The sequence below is a fragment of the Trichocoleus sp. FACHB-90 genome, assembly GCF_014695505.1.
GTDB classification, from domain to species: Bacteria; Cyanobacteriota; Cyanobacteriia; order Cyanobacteriales; family FACHB-T130; genus Funiculus; species Funiculus sociatus.
Map to the genome: position 1 here is coordinate 1 of NZ_JACJOK010000035.1, position 4,517 is coordinate 4,517.

Sequence of the window (4,517 nt, forward strand, 5' to 3'; positions counted from 1 at the left end):
ATGTATAACTTCAGCATTCCTGCCAACTTCAAAGCTTATCTTGACCAGATTGTGCGAGCGGGACGTACATTCTCCGTTGATGAAGCAGGTTACAAGGGACTGGTTCACAACAAGAAGATGACGATCATTATGGCGCAGGGAGGAGCCTACCCCGAAGGTAGCCCTACTCACTCCTATGATCTACAAACACCCTACTTGCAACTCATTTTTGGGTTTATTGGTATCACGGATATTGAGTTTATCTATGCCGATAGCCTTAATCTGGGGGATGCAGCCCGGAATCTGGCGATCGCTAATGCCCAATCTGCCCTAAAAGCAGCGATCGCGCATTAACTATCATCGCTTTTTGGGTAACTAAAGTTTTTGAGGTCATGTGTGATGCTAGATCCACTGGTTGTGGGTACCGATGAAGACACCTATCCGGTAACCGCCATTATTTCTCACTTCGTTCGATCTGGGCGTGAGCAAGGTTATGAGGAATGGTTGCACGGAATTGCGACGGCTGCTCACCAATTTAAGGGACACTTAGGAGTCAGCCTGATCCGACCCTGTGACCACACTCATCCTGAATATGTGGCAATTCTCAGATTTGATCATTACGACAACCTCAAAACCTGGCTGGAATCCAGTGTCCGGCAAGAATGGATTGAGCGACTGCAACCCTTAATTGAAAAACCAGAAGCAATTCAAACCCTGACTGGGCTGGAAACCTGGTTTATGCTTCCTGACAAGCCGATGAAGGCTCCACCCCCGCGCTACAAAATGGCGATCGTGACATGGCTGGGAGTGTTTTTCACGACACCTATTCTCAATCGTTTGCTAGTACCGCTCCTAGCGGAGCTTCCGGTATTGCTCAGAACGTTGTTGGTTACAGGTCTAACGGTTGCCATGCTCACCTACGTGATTATGCCGCGCCTCACTCAACTCTTTCGCAAATGGCTGTATCCCATTTGATCAAGTACATATCTTGCACATTCACAGGAATCCTCCATGTCTTGTCAACACCTGAACGAACTGACGCTAGAGACTATGATTTCAAAAGCCAATTACCCGGTATTCCGCTGTGAGGAATGCCTGCGAGTTGGCGATCGCTGGGTACATTTAAGAATTTGTCAAACCTGCGGCAAAATGTTGTGCTGCGACTCATCTAAAAATCAACACGCTCGCCGCCATTACGAAGAGAGCGGACACGCAGTGATCAGTTCAGCCGAATTGGGAGAACAATGGCTGTGGTGTTTTGCCGACGAACAACAGAAGAACTATTAATCACGCGCCCCTTTTCTACTCGCGAGGAAACCATGATGTCAAATCAGCCTGCCCTAACAGATATTTGGCCGAGTTTACCCCTGGACGCATGGCAAGAGACCTATGCCACCTTGCACATGTGGACTCAAATCATCGGCAAAATCCGATTTGCCCAAACTCCGTGGATTAATCATTCCTGGCATATACCCCTCTATTTAACCGTTCGGGGACTGACCACTTCCACGATTCCCTATGGCAGCCGCATCTTTCAAATCGACTTTGATTTCATTGATCATGAGCTGCTGATTCAAACCAGCGAAGGGGCAAGACGAGTGATCGCTCTCTACCCTCGCTCTGTTGCTGACTTTTATCAGACTGTGATGGAAACGCTCAGAGCATTAGATATTCACATCACGATTAACACCAAACCGAATGAAGTCCCTGACTCAATTCGATTTGAGCAGGATGAAACCCATGCCGCTTATGATGCGGATTATGCCAATCGATGCTGGCGAGTGTTGCTACAGTCCGATCGAGTCTTTCGAGAATTTCGTTCACATTTTTCCGGCAAGGGTCAGCCCCGTTCATTTTTTCTGGGGAAGTTTTGATTTAGCGGTGACTCGCTTTTCGGGGCGATCGGCTCCTGAGCATCCGGGAGGGGTGCCAAATCTACCGGATGCAGTGGCGCAGGAAGCCTATTCCCAGGAAGTCAGTAGTGCCGGATTTTGGCCCGGAGCCGGATTATCATACCCAGCGTTTTATTCCTATGCGTACCCAGAACCCGATGGGTTTAAGCAGGCTGAGGTTCGTCCCGATGCTGCATTTTACAGTAAAGAGTTGGGTGAATTTATTTTGCCCTATGATGCTGTCCGTGAGGCAGAATCACCGGATCAGATGTTGTTAGAGTTTTTGCAAAGCACCTACGAAGCTGCCGCCAGGTTAGGCAACTGGAATCAAAAGGAACTTCAGCAGTTGACGTTTAAGTAGCAACTGCATTCCTAAATTGGCGTTTAACTGGCAGATATTAAGTGGTGAAATGTAGGACAATTTCGCAGACTGGTTTATCCCTCTCCTAAGAAACCGTATTTGCTTTGGGCTGAGGAACAAGCTCAAAACCCAAAGCTAGAGCCTTTTTCTGGAGGTTATTGATGACTCGTTCTTGGGTTAGTTGCTCATAATAATCCATGCCAATATCTTGATAGTTACCTCCTGCTGTCCAAAGTCGGTAGAAAATTCGTGCCAACTTATGAGCAGTAGCAGTGATAGCTTTGGGTGTACCCAGGCGCGAGCGTAAGCGGCGATAAAAAGCACCATCAGCAGAATTGCACATGAGCAGCTGTTTGTGCTGCCATTCGGAAAGCATTGGTAGCAGGGTTAACTACCAAGCGGGTTTGAGAACTTTTAATTTTGCCACCAGTGATGCGATTACAAGGGCAAAGACCAAGCCAAGAAGTAAAGTGTTTAACAGTTGGGAATCGGCGCTTGATCTAATCCAACCTCAGAAATAATGGTTTGTACTGTTAGGATACCAAGACCATCAATAGCAGTGAAGTCCACACCACTAATTCGGTAAAGATGGGTACGTAAATCACGCAGCAGGTTCATTGCCTTGGGGTTTATGACGGATGTGCTTTGGTTGGGGAAGCGGAGATTCATTCAAATTAACTTTGTCGCTAAATTGAGATAAGCACTCCTGTATTTGGTGGTCGCAGGCTGCTATCTGAGTTTGATAAACATCGTAAAGTTGTAATTCTTGTTGGAGTACAAAGACATGCTCACTGCGATAATCACCATTCAGTGCGGCGGCAATTTCAGCTTCTGAGCGTTTAGCGCGGTGATGCTTTTTAGCTGCCAAAATTTGTGGATCTCTTTCTCCTTCAACAATAGCTCGAATAATTGCCATTCCAGTAATACCAGTGATATCGCTAACAACTTTATGCAGTTGCACGTTCATCTGGGTTAATGCTTTTTGCATCCGTTGAATGTGAACACAAGCACAATTGAAGAGACTGTCTCGGTGGCGGATATAACTCCGTAATACACAAAGAAAGGTCTTCTGGGCGAAAAGAACCAGACAACAATCCGTAACTATGTAACTGTTGCAACCATTGACAGTCTAAAATATCAGTTTTACGTCCAGGCAATGTTTTAACGTGATGGGCGTTGACAAGTTTAACTTCAAACCCCCTTGTCTCCAAGATTTGAAACAACGCAATCCAATATACCCCCGTTGATTCCATTGCTACAGTTTTCACTCCACAAAGAGCCAACCAATCAGCTAGAGCATACAAGGAGAGCAGTGTAACAGCCAAAACGTCTGACACTCTCGGAGGCTCTATCTTTTGGAACGCTCACGAGGGTGAAATTCTGAACCGATATCAATACCCGCTGCATTTGGGTTGATTGGTCTTAAGTCAGAAGTTTCATTCGCACTTGGTTGATGGGAACGGGATTTGGACTTTGGTGTTTTCATCATCAAAGGCTTCCTCACGAATGCGGAGTCATACTAGCAATTGGAGGTGTGCCCTGACCTGGGTTGACGGATGAATACAGTCTCCTCGCACGGGATAATGGTAGCAACCATTTCACCAATGTCATAGCCGTCTCAACCCAGCAACCTTGCCTTCTGTACGGGCGACAAAGCACCATTGGGGGATCGGTCTTAACTGTCAGGACACAATAAAAGTGTAATTTTTTTCGGTGCATCTTATTTTGTTTCTTCCATCCATAACGGAAGCCAGTGCGTCCGTAAACAGCTTCTGTCACTCTCCGAAAACTTTTGCCATTTCTGAACTCTAAAGCTTTTGTATACCAAGCGATCGCCAGATTTTTTTCTAACAACAAATACAACCACCAACTTTTTCTAATAGGATAGCTTGTATTGATTGACTGATAAGGCTTTTGGAGATTGCCTGCCCGGAAAGTGACAGAAGAGGGATAGATAAGCTCAAGAGACGCAACCGCGAAAATGGGTCTAATCCAAACGCCCTCAATAGGTAGAATTATCAATTGGTACATATTTATAGAAAATACGAATGCGTTAAATAGAACATTTATCCTGAATAGGAAGTTGAAATGGGGAAAGGTTGAGCATTTAAATTAGCAAGTTTGATTAAGTAGTTCAAAGGCGTAAAAAATGCTTTGGATAAAAGAATATTAGGCTCTACCGAACATGGTATGTAAAATAAACTGAAATTAGCTGGCAAAATGCCAAGTCAGAAAACTTCTTAATTTGAAATTGTTGAAGTTTCTAAACCCATAACCTCTTCGTT

The 4,517-nt window shown here is 45.3% G+C and carries 4 protein-coding genes and 2 pseudogenes; 4 read left to right on the top strand and 2 right to left on the bottom strand.

From position 1 onward, the window contains the following. From H6F74_RS10580 to H6F74_RS30970, 4 genes and pseudogenes are all read left to right on the top strand, one after another. Window positions 1–333 (top strand): NAD(P)H-dependent oxidoreductase (locus H6F74_RS10580; protein ID WP_190440347.1); only part of this gene is annotated, 333 nt, incomplete at its 5' end. 42 nt (window positions 334–375) lie between these two features. Next, on the top strand, window positions 376–954 hold the full coding sequence (locus tag H6F74_RS10585; RefSeq protein ID WP_190440351.1) for an antibiotic biosynthesis monooxygenase: 579 nt from the start codon (window positions 376–378) through the stop codon (window positions 952–954). 36 nt (window positions 955–990) lie between these two features. Next, a complete protein-coding gene (locus H6F74_RS10590) occupies window positions 991–1,266 on the top strand; it encodes a UBP-type zinc finger domain-containing protein (protein ID WP_190440354.1) in 276 nt (91 codons plus the stop codon). A gap of 32 nt (window positions 1,267–1,298) precedes the next feature. Beyond that, window positions 1,299–2,232, top strand: a pseudogene (locus H6F74_RS30970) (DUF5996 family protein). Between the two features lie 85 nt (window positions 2,233–2,317). Here the strand turns inward: H6F74_RS30970 and H6F74_RS10600 are convergent. Further along, window positions 2,318–3,718: pseudogene (locus H6F74_RS10600) on the bottom strand (IS110 family transposase). Window positions 3,719–3,732: 14 nt separating this feature from the next. Further along, window positions 3,733–4,089 (bottom strand): hypothetical protein, encoded by a 357-nt coding sequence (locus tag H6F74_RS10605; RefSeq protein ID WP_190440357.1) that lies wholly within the window; start codon window positions 4,087–4,089, stop codon window positions 3,733–3,735. Window positions 4,090–4,517: the final 428 nt, after the last annotated feature.

Excerpts from the sequence above, each read along its gene's own strand:
- H6F74_RS10590 (WP_190440354.1), top strand. The coding sequence starts at position 991 with ATGTCTTGTCAACACCTGAACGAACTGACGCTAGAGACTATGATTTCA.